Raw genomic sequence first — 19,459 nt, forward strand, 5'->3', positions numbered from 1 at the left:
CGGCCCCCGGGCCGGGTCCGGGTGTTCCCGGAGAACCGTCGCCGTATGGACCGCCCCGCTGAGAGCGTTCCTCAATCCCTACCGGGTCACACCCCGGACGGGACTTCCGCCCTGGAATCCGAGTCGTCGCCCCCGGCCTCCAGGGCCTTGTTGCGCCGGACGGAGGACCAGAAGGACCAGCCGATCAGGACGACGCCGACGAGACCGGTGATGATCTCGTTGATCTGGTACTGGATGGTGATGAGAAGGATGACGGACAGCGCGCCGATGGCGTAGTGCGCTCCGTGCTCCAGGTAGACATAGTCGTCCAGGGTGCCCTGGCGGACCAGGTAGACCGTGAGCGACCGGACGTACATGGCGCCGATGCCGAGGCCGAGCGCCATCAGCACGATCTCGTTGGTGATGGCGAAGGCGCCGATGACACCGTCGAACGAGAAGGACGCGTCGAGGACCTCGAGGTAGAGGAACATGAAGAACGCGGCCTTGCCGGAGAGCGCCACTGCGGACAGCTTCTTGCCGGTCTTCTTGGCCTCTTCCTCGGCCTCGTGCTCGCGCTCCTCCTCTTCCTCGAGCTTGTTCTCGAAGTAGCCGGAGAGGCCGCCGACGATGAGGTACGTGATCAGACCCGCGACACCCGCGAGCAGGACGGTCTCCGCCTTGTCCGCGTGCCCGCCGCCGTGCTGGTGCGCCTGGGTCGCGACGGTCATGGCCGCGACCAGCAGCACGATGAGCGCGATGCAGACCGACAGCATGTCGACCTTGCCGAGCTTGGCGAGCGGGCGCTCGATCCAGCGCAGCCACTGGATGTCACGGTCCTCGAAAATGAAGTCGAGGAAGATCATCAGAAGGAACATGCCACCGAAGGCGGCGATCGCCGGGTGGGCGTCCGTGACCAGTTCCTGATAGCGCTCGGGCTGGTTGAACGAGAGATCGACCGCCTCGATGGGCCCGATCTTGGCGGTGATGGCCACGATCACGACGGGGAAGACCAGCCGCATACCGAAGACCGCGATGAGTACACCGACCGTGAGGAAGATCTTCTGCCAGAAGGCATTCATCTTCTTCAGGATTCCGGCGTTGACCACCGCATTGTCGAAGGACAGCGAGATCTCGAGGACGGAAAGAATCGCGACCACACCGAATGCCTCCCACCCCCCGTAGAACACCGCTGCGACCAGGCCGAGCGCGGTAATCGCGAACGACCAGCCGAAGGTTTTCAGAAGCACTGGCTACCCCATCGTGTATGTAACGGGTCTCCCCCGGATGTGTACGGGGCTCCCCCGCGCCGTGCGCGGCTTTACGAAACGTTGACCCCGAAGTCTAGAGCGATGCCCCGCAGCCCCGACGCGTACCCCTGTCCCACTGCACGGAACTTCCACTCGCCGTTGTACCGGTAGAGCTCACCGAAGATCATCGCGGTCTCGGTGGAGGCGTCCTCGCTCAGGTCGTAGCGCGCGAGTTCCTGGCCGTCCGCCTGGTTCACCACGCGAATGAACGCGTTGCTGACCTGGCCGAAAGTCTGCCCACGGTTGTCGGCCTCATGGATCGAGACCGGGAAAACGATCTTGTCGCAGTGGGCGGGGACCTGATTGAGGTTCACGATGACCGACTCGTCGTCGCCCTCGCCCTCACCGGTGAGATTGTCGCCCGTGTGTTCCACGGAGCCGTCCGGACTCGTGAGGTTGTTGTAGAAGACGAACCATTCGTCGCCGAGCACCCGGCCCGACTGGCACAGCAGTGCGCTGGCGTCGAGGTCGAAGTCGGCGCCCGTGGTGGATCGTGCGTCCCAGCCGAGGCCGACGAGCACCTGGGTGAGGTTGGGTGCGGCCTTGGAGAGGGAGACATTGCCCCCCTTGGCGAGTGTGACGCCCATGATGTGAGTCCTCCCCGAGTCGATGAACCGTCTGTTGAGCGCGTCCGGCGCCGCACTGGGTGCGGCGCCGGACGGGGACGTGCTGGGCGGTGGACGGCGAATCATGGCCGGACACCCCCTGGGCGCGGCCCGGGCTGTGCCTCCTCAGGAACGGCCCGGTCGCGCTCTCTGGGCCGTACTCAGACGTTGACGCCGAAGTCCTGTGCGATGCCGCGCAGACCCGAGGCGTAGCCCTGGCCGATGGCACGGAACTTCCACTCGGCGCCGTTGCGGTACAGCTCGCCGAAGACCATGGCGGTCTCCGTCGAGGCGTCCTCGCTCAGGTCGTACCGCGCGAGCTCGCTGTTGTCCGCCTGGTTCACCACGCGGATGTACGCGTTGCGCACCTGGCCGAAGCTCTGCTGGCGGGTCTCGGCCTCGTAGATCGAGACCGGGAAGACGATCTTGTCGACGTCGGCCGGGACTCCGGCCAGGTTCACCTTGATGACCTCGTCGTCGCCCTCGCCCTCACCGGTGAGGTTGTCACCGGTGTGCTCGACGGAGCCGTCGGGGCTCTTGAGGTTGTTGAAGAAGACAAAATTACCGTCGCTGCCGACCTTGCCCTCGGCGTTGGTCAGCAGCGCGCTGGCGTCGAGGTCGAAGTCTCCACCGGTGGTGGTACGGGCGTCCCACCCCAGACCGACGACGACAGCGGTCAGGTTGGGCGCGGCCTTGGTCAGCGAGACGTTGCCGCCCTTGCTGAGGCTGACTCCCACGAGTCCTCCCATTGGTTTCTTGGGGGCCGACGACTGCCGGCGCCTCCACGTTGCGTTGGCATCGGATCAACGAGTGGATCCTAGTGACCGGTTCCCGGCCAAAGCAGGCTTTTGGCCGGGGCGCCGGGAGATCCTCCGGAACACCGACGCGGGATCGTCCGGAACCGGATCAGATCGCGTCGAGGGCCTTGATGTAGTCGTTCAGGTCGCGCGCGTCCGGCAGGCCGTTGACGACGGTCCAGCGCACCACTCCCTCCTTGTCGATGATGAAGGTGCCGCGCACCGCGCAGCCCTTCTCCTCGTCGAAGACGCCGTAGGCGCGGGAGGTCGCGCCGTGCGGCCAGAAGTCCGAGACCAGCGGGTACTCGAGGCCCTCCTGCTCGGCGAAGACGCGCAGGGTGTGGATGGAGTCGTTGGAGACGGCCAGCAGCTGCGTGTCGTCGTTCTCGAACCGCGGCAGCTCGTCGCGGAGGGCGCAGAGCTCACCCGTGCAGACGCCGGTGAAGGCGAACGGGTAGAACAGCAGCACCACGTTCTTCTCGCCGCGGAAGTCGGAGAGCTTCACGGTCCGGCCGTGGTTGTCCTTCAGCTCGAAATCCGGGGCCTGGGTACCGACCTCGATCGCCATGGAAACGCGTCCCTTCACTGCTTCACCGGGCTGGGCTGTCCGGGTGGACTCCCACCCTATGCAGAAACCTCGGCGGGCCCGCGGACAGGGATGTGCGCGGGCGGGGAACATGTGAACGGGCATACGAAGACCCCCGCCGGTGCACGACCGGCGGGGGCCTCGTGGTGAGTGCGGTTCAGCGCCTGGCTTTGGCCGACTTCGGGGTGACCAGACGGCTGCCCGTCCAGTCCTTGCCCGCATTGATGCTCTTGGTCTGGGAAAGACCGGCTGTCTGGCCGGCCTCGTTGATATCGCTCGGCTCGACGTAGCCTTCGCGGCCGGTCTTCGGCGTCATCAGCCAGATCACACCGCCTTCGTCGATCAGACCAATGGCATCCACCAGCGCGTCCGTAAGGTCGCCGTCCTCGTCGCGGAACCACAGCAGGACGACGTCAGCGACGTCGTCGTAGTCCTCATCGACGAGTTCCTGGCCGGTAGTGGCCTCAATGCCCTCACGGAGCTCCTGCTCGACGTCGTCGTCGTAGCCGATCTCCTGGACCACCTGTCCGGGCTCGAACCCCAGCCGTGCAGCCGAGTTGGTCCGTTCCTCCGCGTGGTCCGCGGTCGCGCTCACGGGTTGCCTCCTGATCATGTTTCGGAAAATGCTTCAGCCACGCGCGTGCGCGGGGCGTTGGCCGTAGTCCACACGGGCGCGGCGGATCGCGCAAGTACCCAGCGCGCGAGACCGCCTAAACGGTGACGTTTCCTGCCACGTCGCCGCACGATCGGCAGGTCCCCGACTGGGCTCCACACGGCCGTCCACACCCTTTACGTCCTTCCACAGCTTATGCCGTTTCGGTCCGCCAATCGGATTCGAACAGCCTTTGGGAACGCTTGGACGGGTTGGGCGTATGGTTGCGGTTTGATCCAACCCGTCTGTCCGGGCCGCCCTGGCACACCGGACATGATGTCTCACCACCTGATGGTTACCCCTCGGTAGAGATGACGTATGCGTCGTCGCGGTACACGATGGTGCTGGCGTACATGCATACATCCCGGGGGCGTGCCTCCCGAAACCAGGCCCCGTAGAGCAGCACCGAACAGCGAAGGAACAGCGTGGCTTCCGGATCCGATCGCAACCCGATCATCATTGGCGGCCTTCCGAGCCAGGTCCCGGACTTCGATCCCGAGGAGACCCAGGAATGGCTCGACTCCCTCGACGCCGCCGTCGACGAGCGCGGCCGTGAGCGGGCCCGCTACCTGATGCTCCGGCTCATCGAGCGCGCGCGAGAGAAGCGCGTCGCCGTGCCGGAGATGCGCAGTACGGACTACGTGAACACGATCGCCACGAAGGACGAGCCGTTCTTCCCCGGCGACGAGGAGATCGAGCGCAAGGTCCTCAACGCGACCCGCTGGAACGCGGCCGTGATGGTGTCGCGCGCCCAGCGCCCGGGTATCGGCGTCGGCGGTCACATCGCCACGTTCGCCTCCTCCGCCTCGCTGTACGACGTGGGCTTCAACCACTTCTTCCGGGGCAAGGACGACGGTCTGGGCGGCGACCAGATCTTCTTCCAGGGGCACGCCTCCCCCGGTATCTACGCCCGCGCGTTCCTGCTCGACCGGCTGAACGAGGCACAGCTCGACGCCTTCCGCCAGGAGAAGTCGAAGGCGCCGAACGGCCTGTCCAGCTACCCGCACCCGCGGCTGATGCCGGACTTCTGGGAGTTCCCGACCGTCTCGATGGGCCTCGGTCCGCTCGGCGCGATCTACCAGGCCCGGATGAACCGCTACATGGAGGCGCGCGGCATCGCCGACACCTCCCGGTCCCACGTCTGGGCATACCTGGGCGACGGCGAGATGGACGAGCCCGAGTCGCTGGGCCAGCTCTCCATCGCCGCCCGTGAGGGCCTGGACAACCTGACCTTCGTGGTCAACTGCAACCTGCAGCGCCTCGACGGTCCGGTGCGCGGCAACGGCAAGATCATCCAGGAGCTGGAGTCGCAGTTCCGCGGTGCCGGCTGGAACGTCATCAAACTGGTCTGGGACCGCTCCTGGGACCCGCTGCTGGCGCAGGACCGCACGGGCATCCTGGTCAACAAGCTGAACACCACGCCGGACGGCCAGTTCCAGACGTACGCCACCGAGTCGGGCTCGTACATCCGTGAGCACTTCTTCGGGGACGACCCGCGGCTGCGCGACATGGTCAAGGACATGACCGACGACCAGATCCTGCACCTGGGCCGGGGCGGTCACGACCACAGGAAGGTCTACGCGGCGTACGCGGCGGCCAAGGCCCACAAGGGCCAGCCGACGGTGATCCTCGCGCAGACGGTCAAGGGCTGGACCCTGGGCCCGAACTTCGAGGGCCGCAACGCGACCCACCAGATGAAGAAGCTCACGGTCGAGGACCTCAAGCGGTTCCGCGACCGGCTGCACATCCCGATCACGGACAAGCAGCTGGACGAGGGCTACCCGCCGTACTACCACCCGGGCCGCAACTCGGAAGAGATCCAGTACATGCACGACCGCCGCAAGAGTCTGGGCGGATATGTCCCGACCCGTGTGGTGCGCGCGAAGCCGCTGGTTCTCCCCGAGGACAAGACGTACGCGACCGCGAAGAAGGGTTCGGGTCAGCAGTCGATCGCCACGACCATGGCGTTCGTCCGCATCCTGAAGGACCTCATGCGGGACAAGGAGATCGGCAAGCGTTTCGTGCTGATCGCACCCGACGAGTACCGCACCTTCGGCATGGACGCGTTCTTCCCGAGCGCGAAAATCTACAACCCGCTGGGTCAGCAGTACGAGGCAGTGGACCGCGATCTGCTGCTCGCGTACAAGGAGTCGCCGACCGGTCAGATGCTGCACGACGGCATCTCCGAGGCGGGTTGCACGGCGTCGCTGATCGCCGCGGGTTCGGCGTACGCCACGCACGGCGAGCCGCTGATCCCGGTGTACGTCTTCTACTCGATGTTCGGTTTCCAGCGCACCGGTGACCAGTTCTGGCAGATGGCCGACCAGCTCGCACGCGGCTTCGTGCTGGGTGCGACCGCCGGTCGCACGACGCTGACCGGTGAGGGTCTGCAGCACGCGGACGGCCACTCGCAGCTGCTCGCCTCGACGAACCCCGGCTGTGTGGCGTACGACCCCGCGTTCAGCTACGAGATCGCGCACATCGTCAAGGACGGTCTGCGCAGGATGTACGGCGAGAACAGCGAGGACGTCTTCTACTACCTCACCGTCTACAACGAGCCGATCCAGCACCCGGCCGAGCCGGAGAACGTGGACGTCGAGGGCATCCTCAAGGGCGTCTACCGCTTCAGGAGCGGCGAGAAGGGCATGATCCCGGCCCAGATCATGGCGTCCGGTGTGGCGGTCCCGTGGGCGGTCGAGGCGCAGCGGATCCTCGCCGACGAGTGGAACGTGAAGGCGGACGTCTGGTCGGCGACCTCCTGGAACGAGCTGCGCCGCGAGGCCGTCGAGGTGGAGCGGTACAACCTGCTGCACCCGGAGGAGGAGCAGCGCGTCCCGTACGTGACCCGGAAGCTCTCCGGCTCCGAGGGCCCGTTCGTGGCGGTTTCGGACTGGATGCGTTCGGTGCCGGACCAGATCGCGCGCTGGGTTCCCGGTGCGTACCAGTCGCTGGGCGCGGACGGCTTCGGCTTCGCCGACACGCGTGGCGCGGCCCGCCGGTACTTCCACATCGACGCGCAGTCGATCGTCCTCGCGGTGCTCACCGAGCTCGCGAAGGAGGGACGGGTCGACCGTTCGCTGCTGAAGCAGGCGATCGACCGGTACGAACTCATGGACGTGACCGCGGCCGACCCGGGCGCGGCCGGCGGCGACGCGTAGGCACGACGGGACAGATCCGAAGGGCGGCGGACCTCCTGGTCCGCCGCCCTTCGGCGTCAGTTCTCCCAGACTTTGAAGGCCCTGACCTGGTACGGGGACTGCGGCACCCAGGTGCCACCGCCCGGATAGGTCTCGAACTCGCCGGTCTCGGCGCACTCCGCCGACTGATAGGTGGTGACGGGGCGGCCGGTGCGGTTGGCGAGCGCCTGGGCCTGGCCGGCCGGTGGCAACGGGACACAGCTTTCGATGTCGATGGCGGACAGTTCGTGGACCTGCCGGGCCCCGGTGAAGTCAGGCTTCCCCCAGAGGCAGAGCTGCCCCGTCCCGCACGCCCCGAGCCGGACCGGCGCGGCCCGCGGAGCCGATGCGACCTGCGTGGTGCGGGTGGTCTGTGTGGCCGGTGCGGTCTCTGAGGCCTGTACGGCCGGCGGGATGAGCGCGGTGGCGGTCAGTACGGCGGCAAGCGCAGTCGTACGCATATCAGTCAACCCCCGTGGTGGTGTGGATCACTTGCACGCACCCTGACCTGCGGGGCAGCGCCACGGGAAGGGGCGCGGGGCCGGACCACCCGGATAGGCGACAGCCCCGCCGGAGGGGTCCGACGGGGCTGTCGTGGGCGCTGTGTTGACGCTCGGGGCTCCTCGGCGCGAGGAGTCGGCGAGGGCCGGCGGCGGACTCAGATGTGGCCCGCGCCCGCGCCCGCCTCCGCATTCGCACCGCGCTTGGTGAGCGTGGCGACCAGCGCCGCGATCACCGCGACCACGCCGGCGACCATGAAGGCCGTGCCCATGCCCGACACGAACGTGTCATGCGCGACGCTCGTGATCTTCTCCGCGACCGGACCCGGCGTGCCGGACGCCACCGGCGGGATCCCGACCTCGACGGCCGAGGACGCCTGGTCCAGCTGCTGCGGCGAGAGCGGCGGAAGCTCCGCGGCAGCCCAGTTGTCAGCGAGCTTCGCGTCGACCTGCGAGGCCATGACCGCACCCAGCACCGCCGTACCGAGGCTGCCGCCGACCTGCATGGCGGCCTGCTGCAGACCGCCCGCGACGCCGGAGAGCTCCATCGGGGCGTTGCCCACGATGACCTCGGTGGCGCCGACCATCACCGGGGCGAGGCCGAGGCCGAGCAGGCCGAACCAGATGGACATGGTCAGGGTGCCGGTGCCGGTGTCCAGCTGGGACATCCCGAACATGGCGACCGCGGTGCACACCATGCCGCCGACGAGCGGGACGCGCGGGCCGAGCTTGGTGATCAGCAGGCCGGCGAGCGGGGAGCCGACGATCATCATCCCGGTCAGCGGCAGCAGGTGCAGGCCCGCGTCGACGGCCTTCATGCCGTGCACGTTCTGCAGGTAGAAGGTGACGAAGAAGAGTCCGCCCATGAAGGCGAACGCCATCAGCACCATCAGGACCACACCCGCGGACAGCGGCACCGAGCGGAACATCGCCAGCGGGATCAGCGGCTCCCTGACGTTCTTCTGGGAGAGGGCGAACACCACGAACAGGGCCACGGCCGCCCCCAGGAAGCCGAGCGTCCTGAAGTCGCCCCAGCCCCACTCCGCACCCTTGATGAGCGCCCAGATCAGGCAGAACATCGCCTGCGACAGCAGCACGATGCCGCCGATGTCGAAGGAGCGCGGCGCGTTCTCGGCGCGGTGGTCCTTGAGGATCACCACGCCGAGCAGAAGCGCGATCACTCCGACCGGCACGTTGATGAAGAAGACGGACTGCCAGCTGACGTGCTCGACGAGGACGCCGCCGAGGATCGGACCGCCCGCCGTCGAGGCGCCGATGACCATGCCCCAGATACCGATCGCCATGTTCAGCTTCTCGGCCGGGAAGGTGGCGCGCAGCAGGCCGAGCGCGGCCGGCATCAGCAGAGCGCCGAAAAGGCCCTGCAGCACCCGGAACGCGATGACCAGGGCCACGCTGCTGGAGAATCCGATGGCTCCCGATGCCGCGGCGAAGCCCACGACGCCGATCAGGAAGGTCTGGCGGTGGCCGAACCGGTCACCGAGCTTGCCCGCGGTGATCAAGGAGACCGCGAGTGCGAGCATGTAGCCGTTGGTGATCCACTGGACGTCGGCGAGCGAGGCGTGCAGGTCCTGCTGGATGGCGGGGTTGGCGATCGCGACGATCGTGCCGTCGAGCGCGACCATCATCACGCCGATGGCCACGGAGAAGAGCGTCAGCCAGGGGTGGCCGCGCAGCCCCTTGGCCGGGGCGGGAGCAGGGGTGCTCTGCGGCTCCCGCAACGCCTTTTCTGCGGTGGTCTGACTAGTCATGCCGGGGAGATTAGTGTCAGCCGCTGACAGTTGACAAACCATTTCACAAGCCGGTAACTGTCACGTAGCTCACAGGTACCCTGAGCTGGACAAAGAGACCGAAAGAGGATCGCTCAGTGACCGATGGCCGGCGCGCCGCAGAGCAACCGACCGGGCTGCGCGAACGCAAGAAGCGACGCACCCGGGACGCCCTGCTGCATGCCGCCCTCGAGCTCTTCACCACCCAGGGGTACGACGAGACCACCGTCGACGAGATCGTCGACGCCGTCGAGGTCTCCCAGCGCACCTTCTTCCGCTATTTCGCCAGCAAGGAGGAGACCGCCTTCGCCGTCCAGGAGATGGTGGAGTCGCGCTTCCTCTCCGAGCTGCGCCAACGGCCCGCCGAGGAAGCCCCTTTCGAGGCCATGCGCAGTGCGGTCCTGTGCGCCTGGAACAGTATCGGTGAGGCGATCGAGGAGACCGTCACGGTCGAACTCCACATGCGTACCTACCGGATGATCGAGTCGACCCCTTCCCTGCTCGCGGCCCACCTGCGGCGCAGCATCGACCTGGAGACCGAGATAGCCGAGGTGATCGCCGGGCGCGAGGGCCTCGACATCCGGACGGATCCGCGACCGCGGGTCGCCGTCGCCGCGTTCTCCGGGGTGATGCGGGTGACCGGGCAGCTGTGGGGGCATGGGCGGGACACGAGCATGGAGTCGCTGCGCGCGCTGACCGAGAACTATCTGGACCAACTGGGCCCGGCGCTCGCGGGGAACTGGCATGCGCCGGTCGAACCCGTGACCGCAGGGCCTGCGCCTTCCGCCCGACAGCCCCGCCCCCGTCATGTGCCGAACGCCTCATGACGGAACATGACGGACTTCACAACTGCCGTACCACAACCGACCCGTGCGAGACGGGAGCGGCACGAAATCCGTCGGAGCGTACCGGAAGCGCGCACGGAGCGTGAGGGAAACCAGCTCCAATTCCCTGCAGGAGAGTGATGTGTGTCACCCGCTTCACGGTGGCCGTCGCGCGTCTCCTAATGTGGGCCGGAGTGACTTCCTTCGACTCCTCCCCCACGCTCACCGCATGGCGCGCGCTGCTCGCCGTCGCGGTCGTGTTCGTGATGCTGGCGACCACCGGCTGGACAGCGGTACGTCACCAACCCTCCCACGAGCCACGCGACATCGCACTCGCCTCCTGGGCGCGGGGCCGGATAGCGGGTCACCCGCTGCCGGACGCCGATGCACCGCCCTACCGGCTGGCGCAGTTCTTCGCCACGCTCACCGCCGCGCAGCGGACCGCGCTCGCCGACAGGTACCCGTTGGTCGTCGGCAATTTGAACGGCGCCCCGGTCACCCTGCGCTACCGCGCCAACCGGCGGGCCCTGGTTCAGGCGCGGGCGGTCGAGCGGCGGCGCATGCACGACGTCAGGCTCTCCCCGGACGGCCGCGCCGACGCGCTGCGCCGGATGGAGCGCTTCCGGTCGATGCTGGCCCACGGTCGGCATTTCCTGGCCTTCGACCCGTCCGGAAAGGGCCACGCCGCCGAGGTGTTCGGTGACCTGGACAAGGCCGAGCGGATCTCGGTGGTCGTGCCCGGTGTCGACACCAATCTGCTGACGCTGGAGCGGACCGGGCCGAAGGTCAACGCCGCCCCCGTCGGCATGGCGAAGTCGCTGTACGCGGCGGAGCGCGCCGCCCGCCCCGGCACGCGGACCGCCGTCATCGCCTGGGCGGACTACACCGCGCCCGCCGGCATCGGTATGGACGCGGCCCTGGGAAACCTCGCCGAGCGCGGCGCGGTCCGGCTGAACGCGCTCGTCGGCGCGCTGCCCGGCACGTCGAAGGTCTCGCTGTTCTGTCACAGCTACGGGTCCGTGCTGTGCGGTGTCGCCGCGGGAGAACTGCCGTCCCGGGTCACCGACATCGCGGTCGCGGGCAGCCCCGGCATGCGGGTGCGGCGTGCCGCGCAGCTGCACACCTCGGCCGCGGTCTGGGCGATGCGGGACCGCAACGACTGGATCGAGGACGTACCGAACATGGAGGTCGGCGGGCTCGGCCACGGGGCCGATCCGGTGGACCGGGGCTTCGGTGCGCGTGTCGTCTCTGCGGGCGATGCCAACGGGCACAGCGGCTATTTCGTGCCGGGCACCGAGAGCCTCAGCAACTTCGCCGCCATCGGCGTGGGTGCCTACGGCTCGGTGACCTGTGCGAGCGCCGACAGGGCCTGTCACAAGGGAATTTCCGGCGCCGAAGACATGTGACGCGCGTAAAGAGCCGCAGGGGAGCATGAATTGCGGCATACGCCGAGGGGGGACGTGCGGGCAAGTGCCGCATACGATGAGGCACATGGGTGATGTGCTGGCCGGAATTCATGCCGCCTGGGAGTTCGACACCGACTCCGTGCTCATCCGCTTCGAACGGGGTATTCGCACGCCGAAGCTCTTCCAGAGCCTGCGTGAACGCCGCATTCCGCACGCGGCGTTGTCGTCGGTGACGCTGAACCCGGGCAAGCGGGGCACGGTGGTACTGCATGCGGTGCCGAGACCCGGTGCCGATCCCCTGCTCGAGGCTGCGGCAGGGCAGCTGAAAGAGGGCTGCGATCCGTACCGGCTGGTGCTGCCCGCCGAACGCGAGACGCTCGCCGAGTACTACGCGGACGAGCTGCGCGCACTGCTCGGAGCGGACGCGGGGGAGCCCGCCGAACGTTTCATGGTCGCGGCCCCCGAGGCGCCGATGCAGTTCAAGGCGTACGACGGCCGGGCCAGCTTCGACGGGGACCGGATCTCCTTCCGCTGGTTCTGGACGGGTGCCTCCACGGCGAAGTGGAAAGCGGGCGACCAGACGTTTCCGGTCACCGAGTTGAGCGGGGTCGAGTGGCGGTCGCCCGAGGCGTTCGACGGCTACCTGCGGCTGGTCCCGCGAGGCGCCGGGAGTGCAAGTTCCCTGGCGGACGCGGAAGCAGCTGCGGCCGCGGAGGGCGGGGCGCCCCGTACGGACACCGCACCCGGTCCGCAGGCCATATCCCCGCGGCCCACCCAGGCCGATCAGGACCCGGCCGCGGTGATCTTCGGACTCGGCTACGGCCCGGTGCACGAGTCGCTGCCGTTCGCCGCCGCCGTCCTGGAGTCCGTACGCAGGAACCAGTCCGCACCCGTGGCGGCAACCGCCGTCCTGGCAGGCGCGGGGCGCCGCGATCCGGCGGACATCGCCGAGCGGATCCGGCACCTCGGGGAGCTGCACCGGGCGGGACTCGTGACGGACGACGAGTTCAGCGCGAAGAAGGCCCAACTGCTCGCGGAGCTGTAGCGGCGGGCCGACGGTCTCCCCCATTCCTTGTCGTGGGGAGGCCGTGAGGGGCGGGCACGTAGTACCCCCGTACGGGGCGCCGGGCCCTGATCGAGACCCCGGTATGACGCCGCGCGGCAGGTCCGCTGCCTACGCTGATCGGGCCATGCCGACTTCCTCTCCCCAGCCCCCGCCACCCGCCGACGGCCTGCTCAGCGCAGCCCGCCGCAATCTGCGCGAGGTGGCCCACGGGCTGACCCACGCGTCCCACCCTCCGACTCCGCTGTTCGCCGACGCCCCGAGACCGTGGCAGCGGCTGCTCCCGTACGGTGTCGTCCTCGTCCTCGCCGCCACCCTCATCCCGGTCACGATCAACTTCCTGATCTCGGAGTACGGGGTGCCCGGAGGCGTGGCGGGCGCCCTCGGTGTCGCCCAGGCTGCGCCCCTGCTGATGCTGGCGCACCGGCCGTTGCAGGCGTGGTGGATCGTCTTCCCCGCCGACATCATCGGTGCCCTGGTGCTCCTGGGGTATCCGGTGGCGACGTACACCGTCTGGCCGTGGACACCACCCGCCATCGTCGGGTATCTCTTCCTGCTCCTCGCCCTGGGGCTGCGCGAGACCCGCCGGACCTCGATCGCCGTCTGGCTGGCCACGGGAGCCGCCGGTGTGGTGCTGCATGTGATCTCGCCCGGGCGCAGCAACGGCAGCGCCCTGCTGCTGCCCGTTCTCGGCGCGGTGGTGCTGGTGATCGCCGCGGCGGTGCGGGAACGGGGCGACGCGCAACGGCGGCTGGCCGAACAGGAGACCATCAGCGAGGCGGAGCGGGCGCAGCGGACCCTGCTGGAGGAACGCACCAGAATCGCCCGTGAGCTGCACGATGTGGTCGCGCACCACATGTCGGTGATCACGGTGCAGGCCGACTCCGCCCCGTACCGGATCAGCGGGCTGTCCGAGGAGGCGGTCGAGGAGTTCGGCTCGATCGCGGCGAGCGCCCGGGAGTCGCTTGCCGAGATGCGGCGGCTGCTCGTGGTGCTGCGCAGCGACGGAACGGAGGGCGAACGGGCGCCGCAGCCGGGGCTCGACCGGCTGCAGCAGTTGGTCGAGGCGACGGTACGGGCGGGGCTGCCTGCGGAGTTGTCGCTCGCCGCGGACCTGGGCGACGTACCGCAGACGGTGGACCTGTCCGCGTACCGGATCGTGCAGGAGGCGCTGGCCAACGTGGTCCGGCATGCGCCGGGAGCGCGGACCCGGGTGTCGATCGCGTCGGACGGCGAGCATCTGACCGTGGTGGTCGCCAACGACCGGGCGGAACGGCCCGGTTCGCCGCTGGAGCCGACGGGGACCGGACACGGGCTGGTCGGGATGCGCGAACGCGTACGGTTGACCGGCGGCACCCTCGACACCGGGCCGCTGCCCGACGGCGGGTTCCGGGTGGCCGCACGGCTGCCGCTGTCGCCCGCCTCCCCCTCGTCCCTGGAGGACCTGTGACCATCCGCGTGATCATCGTCGACGACCAGGCCATGGTGCGGGCGGGGTTCGCGGCGCTGCTGTCGGCGCAGAGCGACATCGATGTGGTGGGCGAGGCGCCGGACGGGCGGCAGGGGATCGAGGTCAGCCGGAACGTCCATCCGGACGTGGTGCTGATGGATGTGCGGATGCCGGAGATGGACGGCCTCGCGGCCGCGCGTGAGCTGCTGAACCCGCCGGTGGGGGCGGTCCACCGGCCGAAGGTGCTGATGCTCACCACCTTCGACGTGGACGACTACGTGTACGAGGCGCTGCGCGCCGGGGCGTCCGGGTTCCTGCTGAAGGACGCGCCGCCCGCCGATCTCATCTCGGCGGTACGGGTGGTGGCGGCGGGCGAGGCGCTGCTGGCGCCGTCCGTGACGCGACGGCTGATCGCGGACTTCGCGCGGCAACGGCGGGGCGGAAGCGGTGTGGGCGGGCGGAGCAATGCCGTCGCTCTGCGGCTGAACGGGCTGACGCCGCGGGAGACGGAGGTGTTGGAGCTGATTGCCCGGGGGCTGTCCAACCAGGAGATCGCTGGGCGGCTGGTGCTGGCCGAGCAGACGGTGAAGACGCATATCGGACGGGTGCTGGCCAAGCTCGATCTGCGGGATCGGGCGCAGGCGGTGATCTTTGCGTACGAGTCGGGGTTGGTGACGCCGGGCGAGTAGGGGCGGGCACGGCCTGACCGGGCAGGACAGGCCCGAGCATGCGCGGCGGGCGTGAGTGGGCCAATCAGCCCCGAGCCGGCTCGAACGACCGCGTGAGGTGGGGAATTCCCCCGGTACACCCCCTACCCCGGTACCACTGCGAACGTGGCTCCCCGGTGTGACGCCCTCTCACCCATCCTCTTCCTACCTTCCCTCCCGTCGCGCCGAACGGCGTGCACGAGCCGAAGAGGGAGGGCGAGATGCGCCGTTACGCGAGGACTCTGGTCGCGGTCGCACTGGCGACCACCGTGGTGGCCGGGAGCGCCGGCTGGGTGTCCGGGAATGCACAGCAGGCCGTGACAGGGCCGCCGCCCGGGAGTGCCGCATGGCGGTCGGATCGTGTGCTGGGGCGGAAGCTGCCGGATCCGGAGCGGTCCACGCCCGCCCAAGTAGCTCAATTCTTCCGGGGGTTGAGCAAGGACGAGCGGCAGCAGCTGGTCGTGCGGCATCCATCGGTCGTCGGCAATCTCGACGGGGTGCCCGTCGAGTTGCGCTACCGCGCCAACGCCCTTTCCCTGCAGGCCGGTCACGATCCCCGGTACGCGCATCTGGGCGTCGATCGCGGACGGCAGATCCTGGCCTTCGATCCGCGCGGGCGCGGACAGGTCGCCGAGGTGTTCGGGGACCTGAGGACCGCGAGCCGGGTCTCCGTCGTGGTGCCGGGTTCGGACATCGACGCCGGAACCTTCGACCGTACGCATGACGTGTACGGCACTCCGGCCGGCATGGCGAAGTCGCTGTACGCGGAGACCGGGACGGGCAGTGCGGTGATCGCCTGGGCCGGTTACACCACTCCCGTCGGCGTCGGGGTCGATGCTGCGACCGGTTCGCTCGCAGAGGCGGGCGCCGACCGGCTGACCCGGTTCGCGGACGGGCTGGCCGCCGACAGGATCAACGAACCCGCCGTGTTCTGCCACAGTTACGGGTCCGTCGTGTGCGGTCTCGCCGCATCCCGGCTCCACGTCAGCGACCTGGTCGTCCTCGGCTCGCCCGGCATGCGCGCCGACGACGTCGCCGATCTGCACACCACCGCCCGGGTCTGGGCGGCCAAGGACGCCACCGACTGGATCGACGACGTCCCGAACGTCGAGGTGGCCGGGCTCGGTCACGGGCCCGATCCCGCCGATCCGGAGTTCGGGGCCCGTCGGGTGCCCGCCGAGGACGCGCACGGCCACACCGGCTACTTCGCCCCCGGCACCGACTCACTGCGCGCCTTCGCGGCCATCGCGCAAGGGGCGGGCCGATGAGCCTGAAGCATCTTGCGGCCCGGATCGACGCCCGTACCCCCGCAAACCGCGACCGTGCCGTCGACGGACTGCGCGCCCTCGCCCTGCTCGCCGTGCCCACCGGGCACTGGCTGCTCGGCGGCTTCCGGCTGGACAACGCCGGCGCACTTCACAACGCCAGCCCGCTCTCCGCCTTCGGATTCCTCGCCCCGGTCAGCTGGATCCTCCAGATGCTCGGCATCTTCTTCCTGGTCGGCGGGTACGCCTCCGTGCTCTCGTACCGGCGCAGGAAGTCCACCACCGCAGCCTGGCTGCGCGGGCGGATGGCCAGGCTGGGCAGGCCGGTGCTGGGGGTGACCGCTGTCTGGGCGGCGATGATCCCCGTGCTGTACACGCTCGGGGTACCCGGTGACACGCTGCGGACCGGGTCGACGCTGGTGATCCAGCCACTCTGGTTCGTCGGGGTGTACACGGTGGTCACCGCCCTCACCCCGTACTGCCTGCGGATCGCGCGGCGGCTGGGCGGCTGGGCGGCCGCGCCACTGCTCGGGGCGGTCGCCGCCGTCGACTTCCTGCGCTACGGACCGTACGCCGAGGCGATGCCGTCCTGGCTGAGCGTGCTGAACATCCTTCCGGGCTGGCTCTTCGCGTACCAGCTCGGGGTGTCGTGGGCCGAGGGCCGGATCGGGAAGCGGGGCGCCCGGCTCCTGCTCGTCGGCGGGACCGTGCTGTTCGCCGCGCTGCTGCTCGCCTTCCACTACCCGGCGTCGATGGTCGGCGTGCCGGGCGAGGCACGCACCAATTCGCATCCGCCGTCGCTGCTGGTCCTCGCCCTGGCCGCCGCGCAGAGCGGTGCGGCGATCCTGCTGCGCGACCGGATCGGCCGGCTGCTGCGCCGTCCGCCGGTGTGGGCGCCCGTCGTCGTCATCAATCTGTCCGCGATGACGATCCTGTGCTGGCACCAGACGGCGATGCTGGCCGCGGCCGTCCCGGCGTCCTTCGCCGGTGCGGTGCCCGGGCTGACGACGGGGCCGGACACGATCGGCTGGGTCCTGGCACGGCTGGCGTGGATGCCGGTGTTCGCCGGGCTGCTGGTGCTCATCGCCCGGTACGCGCGCCGTTTCGAGGCACCGTGGCAGGCCGGAACGCGGGCGGCGAACGCCCGCCGGGCAGCGGCGGGGCTGCTCGCGGCGGGCTTCGCCGTGTTCGCGCTGGGGATCGCGTAGGGCGGCGCACACCCAGCCCGTCCGGCGCTCGAGGGCCGGGCGATTGCCGGGCGCCCCGGCCGCCCGGAAACGACTACTCGCGCGCCGCGGACGTCGAGCTCATGTCCGGGTACCGGTCCCCCGCCACCTGCCCGGCGATCGGCTCCAGCAGTGCCAGCTCCTCCGTGGTCAGCGTGAGCCGGGTGGCGGCCACGTTCTCCAGCAGCCGGCTGCTCTTGCGGGTGCCCGGGATCGGCACCACGTTCAGGCCGTGCACCTGGGCCCGCTGCTGGACCCAGGCGAGCGCCACCTGCGCGGCCGACGCCCCGTGCGCCGCCGCGATCTTGTGGACGGGCTCCAGCAGGGCGGCGTTCGTCTTCGCGTTGTCGCCGGTGAAGCGCGGCTGGTACTTCCGGAAGTCGCCGTCCGACAGGTCCTTGGCCGCGTCCGTGAACGCCCCGGTCAAAAAGCCCCGACCGAGCGGCGAGTACGGCACGAAGGTCACCCCGAGCTCGACCGCGGCGGGCACGGCGCTGCGCTCGACGTCCCGGCTGAAGAGCGACCACTCGGACTGCAGGGCGGCGATCGGGTGCACGGCGTACGCCTCGCGCAGCTCCGCGCCGGTGACCTCGCTCAGCCCGAGCTGGTTGACCTTGCCCTGCTGCACCAGCTCGGCCATCGCGCCGACGGACTCGGCCAGCGGGACTGCCGGGTCGCGGCGGTGCATGTAGTACAGGTCGATGACATCGGTGTTCAGCCGGCGCAGGCTGTCCTCGACGGCCTGGCGGATGTACGCGGGGTCATTGCGCACGCCCCGGTACTGCGGGTCGTCGGTCCGCTCTATGGCGAACTTCGTGGCGAGGGTGATCTCGCCCCGGTGCGCCGCGACGAACGGCGCCAGGAACGTCTCGTTGGCGCCACGACCGTACACGTCTGCGGTGTCGAAGAGGGTGACGCCCGCCGCCAGCGCCGTCTCCAGCGTCTCGCGCGCGGCGGACTCATCGGTGTCCCCGTAGAACTCGCTCATGCCCATGCAGCCGAGTCCCTGCACGCCGACCTGCGGGCCGCCGTTTCCGAGCTCCACGGTGGTGATCTTGTCGTCAGTCATCAGGCACAGGGCCTTTCCGGCGCCCGTCGGGCACTCGCATAGAAGTCGATCTTGTGGTCGAGGACGGCGAGGGTGTCCTGGAGCTCCGCGATCCGCGTCTTCACGTCGCGGCGGGTCGCCTCCAGCAGCTCCTGCCGTTCCTCGAAGGTGTGCTCGCCCTCGCGCAGCAGCTCCGCGTACCGGACCATGTCGGCGACCGGCATTCCGGTCAGCCGCAGTTTGGAGACGAAGGCCAGCCAGTCCAGGTCGCGGTTGGTGAAGCGGCGCTGACCGGTGTGCGAACGGTCGACGTGCGGCATCAGCCCGATCCGCTCGTACCAGCGCAGAGTGTGCGCGGTGAGCCCGGTGAAGGCGGCGACCTCACTGATGGTGTAGCGGTCCTGGCCCTCGGGGCGCGGATGCGCCCTGGGTGCCGATGCGCATGCGTCCGTCTTTACGGAAGTGCTCTCCATCACCGTCATGACCTCCACGCTAGAACCTTGGAGTGCACTCGAAGCAAGCACAAACGGCGACGGGTTTCGGTGGCGGCCGGGCCACCCCCTCCGAGCCGTGCAGGACGGCCCTTTAGGCTCATAGGTATGCAGAGCCTGGCGATGATCGACAACTGGCCCGTCCCCACCGCGGCGGCGGCCGTCGTACGAGCGGACGGCACCGTCGTCGGTGCGCACGGCCCGACCTCGCACCGTTTTCCGCTCGCCTCCGTCACCAAGCCGATCGCGGCCTATGCGGCGCTCGTGGCGTACGAGGAGGGCGCGGTCGAGCTCGACGAGCCGGCCGGGCCCGAGGGTTCCACCGTCCGGCACCTGCTCGCGCACACCAGCGGGCTCGCCTTCGACGAGCACCGGGCGACAGCCGCTCCGGGCACCCGGCGGCTCTACTCCAACGCGGGCTTCGAAGTGCTCGGCGACCATATCGCCAAGGCCACCGACATCCCGTTCCCGGAGTATGTGCGCCAGGCGGTGCTGGAGCCGCTGGGCATGGCGTCGACCACGCTGGACGGCTCGCCCGCCCGGGACGGCGTCTCGACCGTCGACGACCTGGTGCGGTTCGCGGCGGAGGT

General features: G+C 69.4%; 18 protein-coding genes (1 of these 18 running past the window's edge). 9 read left to right on the top strand and 9 right to left on the bottom strand.

Going from position 1 to position 19,459, the window contains the following annotated elements; genetic code table 11:
* Window positions 1–86 precede the first annotated feature (86 nt).
* From ACFU8W_RS10170 to ACFU8W_RS10190, 5 genes are all read right to left on the bottom strand, one after another.
* Window positions 87–1,226 carry a DUF475 domain-containing protein gene (locus ACFU8W_RS10170; protein WP_384034371.1) on the bottom strand — a complete coding sequence of 380 codons (1,140 nt, stop codon included), beginning with the start codon at window positions 1,224–1,226 and terminating at the stop codon, window positions 87–89.
* Between the two features lie 71 nt (window positions 1,227–1,297).
* On the bottom strand, window positions 1,298–1,873 hold the full coding sequence (locus ACFU8W_RS10175) for a TerD family protein (RefSeq protein WP_266986046.1): 576 nt from the start codon (window positions 1,871–1,873) through the stop codon (window positions 1,298–1,300).
* 179 nt (window positions 1,874–2,052) lie between these two features.
* Complete coding sequence (locus ACFU8W_RS10180; RefSeq protein WP_037696943.1) at window positions 2,053–2,628, bottom strand: TerD family protein; 576 nt, start codon at window positions 2,626–2,628, stop codon at window positions 2,053–2,055.
* 169 nt (window positions 2,629–2,797) lie between these two features.
* Window positions 2,798–3,256, bottom strand: coding sequence for a peroxiredoxin (locus ACFU8W_RS10185; RefSeq protein WP_266986044.1), 459 nt, complete (start codon window positions 3,254–3,256; stop codon window positions 2,798–2,800).
* Between the two features lie 175 nt (window positions 3,257–3,431).
* A complete protein-coding gene (locus ACFU8W_RS10190; RefSeq protein ID WP_037696857.1) occupies window positions 3,432–3,869 on the bottom strand; it encodes a DUF3052 domain-containing protein in 438 nt (145 codons plus the stop codon).
* 482 nt (window positions 3,870–4,351) lie between these two features.
* Between ACFU8W_RS10190 and aceE the strand changes: the two genes are divergently transcribed.
* Window positions 4,352–7,084 (top strand): pyruvate dehydrogenase (acetyl-transferring), homodimeric type, encoded by a 2,733-nt coding sequence (gene aceE, locus ACFU8W_RS10195; RefSeq protein ID WP_384034376.1) that lies wholly within the window; start codon window positions 4,352–4,354, stop codon window positions 7,082–7,084.
* Between the two features lie 56 nt (window positions 7,085–7,140).
* Here aceE and ACFU8W_RS10200 read toward each other — a convergent pair whose 3' ends face one another.
* Both ACFU8W_RS10200 and ACFU8W_RS10205 read right to left on the bottom strand, forming a co-directional pair.
* Complete coding sequence (locus tag ACFU8W_RS10200; RefSeq protein ID WP_384034379.1) at window positions 7,141–7,563, bottom strand: peptidase inhibitor family I36 protein; 423 nt, start codon at window positions 7,561–7,563, stop codon at window positions 7,141–7,143.
* Between the two features lie 197 nt (window positions 7,564–7,760).
* Window positions 7,761–9,371, bottom strand: coding sequence for an MFS transporter (locus ACFU8W_RS10205; protein ID WP_384034382.1), 1,611 nt, complete (start codon window positions 9,369–9,371; stop codon window positions 7,761–7,763).
* A 116-nt stretch (window positions 9,372–9,487) separates the two neighbouring features.
* Between ACFU8W_RS10205 and ACFU8W_RS10210 the strand changes: the two genes are divergently transcribed.
* The 7 genes from ACFU8W_RS10210 to ACFU8W_RS10240 all read left to right on the top strand — a co-directional run bounded on the left by ACFU8W_RS10210 (window position 9,488) and on the right by ACFU8W_RS10240 (window position 17,312).
* The gene (locus ACFU8W_RS10210) at window positions 9,488–10,216 is read left to right on the top strand and encodes a TetR family transcriptional regulator (protein ID WP_384034385.1); all 729 of its coding nucleotides are present in this window, start codon (window positions 9,488–9,490) and stop codon (window positions 10,214–10,216) included.
* 191 nt (window positions 10,217–10,407) lie between these two features.
* Complete coding sequence (locus tag ACFU8W_RS10215; protein ID WP_384034388.1) at window positions 10,408–11,619, top strand: alpha/beta hydrolase; 1,212 nt, start codon at window positions 10,408–10,410, stop codon at window positions 11,617–11,619.
* Between the two features lie 85 nt (window positions 11,620–11,704).
* Window positions 11,705–12,664 (top strand): DUF4429 domain-containing protein, encoded by a 960-nt coding sequence (locus ACFU8W_RS10220; protein ID WP_384034390.1) that lies wholly within the window; start codon window positions 11,705–11,707, stop codon window positions 12,662–12,664.
* Between the two features lie 145 nt (window positions 12,665–12,809).
* Window positions 12,810–14,132, top strand: a complete 1,323-nt coding sequence (locus ACFU8W_RS10225) for a sensor histidine kinase (RefSeq protein WP_384034393.1) — start codon at window positions 12,810–12,812, stop codon at window positions 14,130–14,132.
* Entirely contained in the window at window positions 14,129–14,821 is a 693-nt protein-coding gene (locus ACFU8W_RS10230; RefSeq protein WP_384034396.1) for a response regulator, read from the top strand. Before ACFU8W_RS10225 ends, ACFU8W_RS10230 begins: the two co-directional genes overlap by 4 nt.
* 239 nt (window positions 14,822–15,060) lie before the next feature.
* On the top strand, window positions 15,061–16,107 hold the full coding sequence (locus ACFU8W_RS10235; RefSeq protein WP_384034399.1) for an alpha/beta hydrolase: 1,047 nt from the start codon (window positions 15,061–15,063) through the stop codon (window positions 16,105–16,107).
* On the top strand, window positions 16,104–17,312 hold the full coding sequence (locus ACFU8W_RS10240) for an acyltransferase (RefSeq protein WP_384034402.1): 1,209 nt from the start codon (window positions 16,104–16,106) through the stop codon (window positions 17,310–17,312). The genes ACFU8W_RS10235 and ACFU8W_RS10240 overlap by 4 nt, the downstream gene beginning before the upstream one ends.
* Before the next feature lie 73 nt (window positions 17,313–17,385).
* Here ACFU8W_RS10240 and ACFU8W_RS10245 read toward each other — a convergent pair whose 3' ends face one another.
* Complete coding sequence (locus tag ACFU8W_RS10245) at window positions 17,386–18,399, bottom strand: aldo/keto reductase (protein ID WP_384034405.1); 1,014 nt, start codon at window positions 18,397–18,399, stop codon at window positions 17,386–17,388.
* The gene (locus ACFU8W_RS10250) at window positions 18,399–18,860 is read right to left on the bottom strand and encodes a MerR family transcriptional regulator (protein ID WP_266986019.1); all 462 of its coding nucleotides are present in this window, start codon (window positions 18,858–18,860) and stop codon (window positions 18,399–18,401) included. Before ACFU8W_RS10250 ends, ACFU8W_RS10245 begins: the two co-directional genes overlap by 1 nt.
* A 117-nt stretch (window positions 18,861–18,977) precedes the next feature.
* On the opposite strand from ACFU8W_RS10250, the gene ACFU8W_RS10255 reads away from it, so the two are divergent.
* Window positions 18,978–19,459 carry the 5' portion of a serine hydrolase domain-containing protein gene (locus tag ACFU8W_RS10255; RefSeq protein ID WP_384034409.1) on the top strand. It continues 340 nt past the right edge of the window, so the window shows 482 of its 822 coding nt (coding positions 1–482); the start codon lies at window positions 18,978–18,980; the stop codon falls past the right edge of the window.

Origin of the sequence: Streptomyces sp. NPDC057565 (assembly GCF_042801455.1) — a bacterium.
Classification (GTDB): Bacteria; Actinomycetota; Actinomycetes; order Streptomycetales; family Streptomycetaceae; genus Streptomyces; species Streptomyces yanii.

Excerpts from the sequence above, each read along its gene's own strand:
- ACFU8W_RS10225 (WP_384034393.1), top strand. The coding sequence starts at position 12,810 with ATGCCGACTTCCTCTCCCCAGCCCCCGCCACCCGCCGACGGCCTGCTC.
- ACFU8W_RS10205 (WP_384034382.1), bottom strand. The coding sequence starts at position 9,371 with ATGACTAGTCAGACCACCGCAGAAAAGGCGTTGCGGGAGCCGCAGAGC.
- ACFU8W_RS10240 (WP_384034402.1), top strand. The coding sequence starts at position 16,104 with ATGAGCCTGAAGCATCTTGCGGCCCGGATCGACGCCCGTACCCCCGCA.
- ACFU8W_RS10235 (WP_384034399.1), top strand. The coding sequence starts at position 15,061 with ATGCGCCGTTACGCGAGGACTCTGGTCGCGGTCGCACTGGCGACCACC.
- ACFU8W_RS10200 (WP_384034379.1), bottom strand. The coding sequence starts at position 7,563 with ATGCGTACGACTGCGCTTGCCGCCGTACTGACCGCCACCGCGCTCATC.
- ACFU8W_RS10175 (WP_266986046.1), bottom strand. The coding sequence starts at position 1,873 with ATGGGCGTCACACTCGCCAAGGGGGGCAATGTCTCCCTCTCCAAGGCC.
- ACFU8W_RS10250 (WP_266986019.1), bottom strand. The coding sequence starts at position 18,860 with ATGACGGTGATGGAGAGCACTTCCGTAAAGACGGACGCATGCGCATCG.
- ACFU8W_RS10220 (WP_384034390.1), top strand. The coding sequence starts at position 11,705 with ATGGGTGATGTGCTGGCCGGAATTCATGCCGCCTGGGAGTTCGACACC.
- ACFU8W_RS10245 (WP_384034405.1), bottom strand. The coding sequence starts at position 18,399 with ATGACTGACGACAAGATCACCACCGTGGAGCTCGGAAACGGCGGCCCG.
- ACFU8W_RS10185 (WP_266986044.1), bottom strand. The coding sequence starts at position 3,256 with ATGGCGATCGAGGTCGGTACCCAGGCCCCGGATTTCGAGCTGAAGGAC.